A 717-nucleotide genomic window follows, 5' to 3' on the forward strand; every position below is an offset into this window, starting at 1 on the left:
TAAAATCACCCCAGCTGATGTGATGACAGCGTATGCAAATGACAAAACCTCCCTACGAGGAGCCTTCTTCCTGCAAAAGCTCTGCTTAAAGAACATTCCAAAAGACCAGAGAAAAATCAGCCCGGATCAGGTCATTCAAGAATTCAATCGAGCTCCAGATCAAAATAATAAGTATCAGTTAGCGATAGCGCGCTTCAAAGCGGAATGTTGCCTGAGGGGCCTGCTGTTGACACCGGATGGCAAGCAGAAACCCGAGCAGGTCACACCGGATGCGGTGGTTAAGGATTATCAGGCAGCCAAAGCAACACTGGAGCTAGCGCGCTTCAAAGAGGAATGTTGCCTGAGGGGCCTGCTGTTGACACCGGATGGCAAGCAGAAACCCGAGCAGGTCACACCGGATGCGGTGGTTAAGGATTATCAGGCAGCCAAAGCAACACTGGAGCTAGCGCGCTTCAAAGCGGAATGTTGCCTGAGGGGCCTGCTGTTGACACCGGATGGCAAGCAGAAACCCGAGCAGGTCACACCGGATGCGGTGGTTAAGGATTATCAGGCAGCCAAAGCAACACTGGAGCTAGCGCGCTTCAAAGCGGAATGTTGCCTGAGGGGCCTGCTGTTGACACCGGATGGCAAGCAGAAACCCGAGCAGGTCACACCGGATGCGGTGGTTAAGGATTATGAATGCAGTGGTTGGCTCCTCGAAAGAGCTATTTTTTATTC

1 protein-coding gene is annotated in these 717 nt (G+C 52.3%); it reads left to right on the plus strand.

Annotated features, from left to right (window positions below; translation table 11 throughout):
* Positions 1–22: 22 nt before the first annotated feature.
* Positions 23–717 (plus strand): hypothetical protein (locus tag AK963_RS30075; protein ID WP_139117821.1); only part of this gene is annotated, 695 nt, incomplete at its 3' end.

This window comes from Endozoicomonas atrinae, from assembly GCF_001647025.1.
Classification (GTDB): Bacteria; Pseudomonadota; Gammaproteobacteria; order Pseudomonadales; family Endozoicomonadaceae; genus Endozoicomonas; species Endozoicomonas atrinae.